Here is a 4,395-nt window from a genome sequence, read left to right on the forward strand (position 1 = left end):
CATTTCTTATGAGTTACAAACTATCTTTTGAAAGGCTTTAAAGGATCATATGCTTTTCATAAAGCACATTTTAATCATTCACTAAAATCATAAGATTCGTCTGTTAAATAAACAGACATAACCGATAAAATAGACAATAATCCATTAAAAGAGATTTTGATCATCTATGGAATAATTTTATAGATCTTTTTTTATAGGTTGTTTCCTTAAAATCTTGCACCAAAACCATGATCAGAGCCATACCACTGTTGAGTTTCTCAACTATGATCAAGGCTTTGGACCGCGCCTTATTTTCTAAATTTTTTGAAATCTTTTTGATATTTTTTAGGTGCTATTTCTTGTCTTTTTTTCCGATAAAATTGACTATTTTCTCTTTCCACGAGCGGGATTGCTCCTTGCTGATAACCTCTTGTTGATCATCAAACTTTTCTGCCACCCGTTCAATCAAAGCGTAGCTCACTTGCTTCACCTTTGCTACTTCTTTGGCTAAAGCTAATGCACGTTCAAGGTGGGTTTTGTTGATGCTCTCGTCAAAGCCTAGGTGATCACCTGCCGTAAAGCTTTGCTGATAAGATTGTAAGGTCTCAATATTGCCCAATAAGGCAAGAGCGCCAAGATGAAGCAAAGCATAATCCGTATCATCTGCTTTAGACGTTGCATCCCGTTGCCAAGGAGCAGTGCCATAATCAGAGCGAAGTCTTTTAGAAAGGTCAATGTCTTTGACTGACCATTCTAGCGCATCATCAAGTGCTTGCTTTAAGCGATCCGCAGTGACTTCTGGTTCAAAGATTTCCAATCCCTTGGCTTCAAAATTAAGCTGTATATCTGGAATATCTTCCGTGTAGGTAGGATCAATGAATTTACAAGCGGTGGAAAGAATGCCCGTGCTAATCATAAAGGCGCTATCAAATTGCGGGTAGTCTTTGGCAATTTCGTCGTTATAAAGAATATCTACTTCACGATCAGCCAATTGATAGCTTGCCATATGGTCATTCTCATTGATTTTCTCGGTTGACCAGCCTAAGCTTTTTAAAAGTGCATGAGCACTTTCCATGGTGAGACGATCATCATTGTCATCCGCTTCATCCACTTCCTCTGCCACTTCAACAGAAGTTGTTTTAGAAGCAACAGATGCTGTTTGCGGATCCAAGCTTAAAATCGGAGCGTTTTTAGGAAAACCAGTCCGATAACGGCGTGCAAGAGCAAGGACGTTATCAATAATATGTGCTATGTTTTCCCTTATCAAAGCTGAAAAGTTTTTATCCTTCAAACTTTCCTTATAAAATTTGAGTTTTTCAACATCCCCAATAAGAATAAGTGCAATAAGGTGCAACTTCGCAAAATCATATTCACTGTCTGGGGACAAAGCCGCATAATCATAGATGATTTGATTCACATTTTGTCGATCAGCCCAGCACAAAATATCCGCACTGATCTGTTTCAGCTTGCCTTCATCCAATTCAGTACTAGAAACTGCATAAACTTCTTCTGATTCTTTAAGAACGGTATATTGGGGAGTATTGATGAAAATAGATCGATAAGCTGTAGAAAAACCAAGTGTTGAAAGAGAAACCTTGAAGGTAACAAATGGTGTCTCTCCTTTTTTATCAAGGTCGTACACTATATTAATGATACGATCTTTCGTTATAAAATAAGCATTGCAATTGTAATTTTTATCACGATAGACTGTCCAGTCCATCCTTTTTAAGTCTTCAGAAACTGTATTAAGAAAAGACAAATCTTGTAAACTAAGACGATCATCTATAGCTTTTCGCTCATTAAGGATTTTCAGATATTCTTCAGCAAATTGAACGGCATGGTTAATATATCTCTCTACTTCACGGTCATCCAAAATCTCAGAAATCTTACCGGCTTCTAAAAAATTTTGATAAGATTTCAGAACATCAATTTGACCTGTCAATGCTAAACAAGCCAAATGCCAGACTATACGTATATTGTAGCTATACTTTTGAACACGTGTTTTGCTTTCTATTGATGCTTGTAAATCTTGGGCACGTGCCCACTGTATTATCCGCTCAGAGATTTTGATAAGCTCTTGCTCATCTAATGTCTCTACACAAATATCAATGCCTTTACCAAAACCACTAAAAACCCCCCCCCCAATCGTATTAAAAGAATTATAAATATTTTTAGGAGAAACACACCAATATTCCTTACTATAGTGAATACAATTGCAAGCGACAGAAATCATTTCATTAGATATTTCAGCTTCAATACGGACATTGTAATTATCATGAAGACGTATAAAACCAAAATCAAATTGAATAAAGCGGTCGGGCAAAATCAACCACATTTTTCCAGGTTCCGTTGAAAACCACCCTTGTGTTTTAAGAACGCGCATTGCTGCTGTGAGACTTATCGAGCGCTGTTTTGGCTTCTTGCGCGTTAGAATATCGTCTAATTCCCCATTTTTATAGGCCTGTGCAAAAAAAAGCAGGCGATCATCCGATGTCATTGTTTTATAATCTGCAAATTCTGGCACAGATAGTTTTGGGGTAGATCTATCACTCCTTAAAGCCTCCATATCACCAAGTAATGCTTGTGCAACGGCAGAATGATTAGTAGCTTCCTCGCACAACTCTTTTTCAATATCCTGTGCTTGCGCCCATGCAATCACTTTGTTTAAAGCGGTTGTGATATGGCTTTCGGAAAGATCCGGAGCTTTAACATTAAAATCCTCCTTCGCGTAAAACAGCACATCTCCATATTTACGCTGTGATTTTTCACCTCTAGAATATTCCCGAGCAAGACAATAAGCAGCGGTGGTGAGATCAGCCGAAAGCAAAAACTCTTTGCCACTCTCTCCATAATTTTTTACACCATAGCCAATACCGACAATGCGATCGGGAAGATGATAATGCGCAAAAGTATCCCCCACGTTATCACGATAAGGCTCCCAGCCCAGTCTTTTTAAAATCTCTGTGACATCTTTAGTTTGCATCATGAATCACTTTCCTTGTGCAAGAAGCTCTGTTAAACGGCTCGGATGACGAATAACTTCGTATTTTATCGGTCTCCCCCAACCCTTGCCCAGTTGTTCTTTAGGCCAATTTTTCTTAAAATCATCTAATGCTTCCTCAAATTTTTCTGCACTTCCTTTATAATCTCTCTTAAAATCGCTGAGTTCCTGTTGATATTTATTTAGCTTTTCTTTGTTTTTCTCAAGGAATTTTAAAACAACATCTCCTGTGGGTTGCGCATCTCCTGTTTTATACTCCTTTTCCAAAATCTTTTGGTTTTCGGTTAGACCAGCATTCCCCGTTTTTACCTCAACAATTTTTAATTCACCATCCTCTATATAGAGAATATCAGGACGGGATCTTATTGCAACTTCCTTTGTCCCTCCTTTACCATCAGGTTTCTCAACTATTTTTTTAAACGATGCTTCTTGCGTACATGTTGTGCATCCTGCTTCCTGTAATTTTTGCATTTCTTCTGTACGCTTTCCGTCATGATGCTCCTTATTTTTTTCGAGTGTTTCACGATTGCTATTGCTTTTTGAAGGCTTTTGAGACATTTCACCCTTGGCACTGTCTTCAGAGCCAATTTTTCCAACTGATTGGGCAACTTCCTTTTCTGCTTTTGCAGCTGCTTCTTCAGTCTTAGAAGCAAATTTAGCCAGAGCCTTTTCGCCAAGCTTTATGCCTCCCTTGGCTGCTCCAGCAACTCCTGTCATTAGGGATGCTGTTTCAGTCAATAATTTTCCAAATTCAAGTCCAGCATTAAAGGAACCACCAGCACCAGCTCGCTCATATTCCTCCTCCATTTTATTAATGCGATCTACATAGGACTGTCCAAGGGTCCGACCAATTGTCGCCAAAATCTCACCACTGCTGAACAAATCTTTGAGCGCTTTCAAAGTCTCTTCGGGATGTTTGGCTATTTGCAAAAAACCATCAACCGTATCGTATATTTCGGCCGGTACACCAGCTACTATGCCAGCTCCAAAGCTTATACCTTGCCCTGTACTAATCGCAGACCACTTCGCAAACACTTCTGCGTCACATAAAAGGTCAGGACACTCCTTTAATTCTTTCTCCATCTGAGCTTGTTGCGCACTGCTGAGGTAGTTATTTGCAGCGGCATTACCAGCGGCATCGGCGCCAGCATCAACATCGCCACCGGCAAGCGCGGCAGCAACACCCCCGGCAGCCCGTGCAACATCAATGGTGTGGTCTCTAAAGTCAGCAAACTGCGCATCAATCTTTGCAGTGATGCGGGCTTCCTCTTCTGCGGTTGGGGTGCGACCGTTTAGATCTCCCATTTCCTCTTTCACAATGCCTTGCACCCACAATTGAAACTGGAGCATAGCAGTGGCTTCGCCCACAGCCCCGCCAATCGCACCGGCAGAGCAAGCACCGCTCGCAACAGCGC

Annotated in this window: 2 protein-coding genes; both read right to left on the bottom strand. The window is 40.3% G+C overall.

Annotated elements, in window-relative coordinates; all coding sequences use genetic code 11:
• Positions 1–331: 331 nt before the first annotated feature.
• Positions 332–2,962: a DUF6990 domain-containing protein gene (locus tag ACFINU_RS09160; RefSeq protein ID WP_375614789.1), complete on the bottom strand. Its 2,631-nt coding sequence runs from the start codon at positions 2,960–2,962 to the stop codon at positions 332–334.
• A 6-nt stretch (positions 2,963–2,968) separates the two neighbouring features.
• Positions 2,969–4,395: VENN motif pre-toxin domain-containing protein (locus ACFINU_RS09165; RefSeq protein WP_375667607.1), on the bottom strand; the 1,427-nt coding region annotated here is incomplete at its 5' end.

Source organism: Bartonella sp. AC130YNZD, assembly GCF_042196865.1.
Lineage (GTDB): Bacteria > Pseudomonadota > Alphaproteobacteria > Rhizobiales > Rhizobiaceae > Bartonella.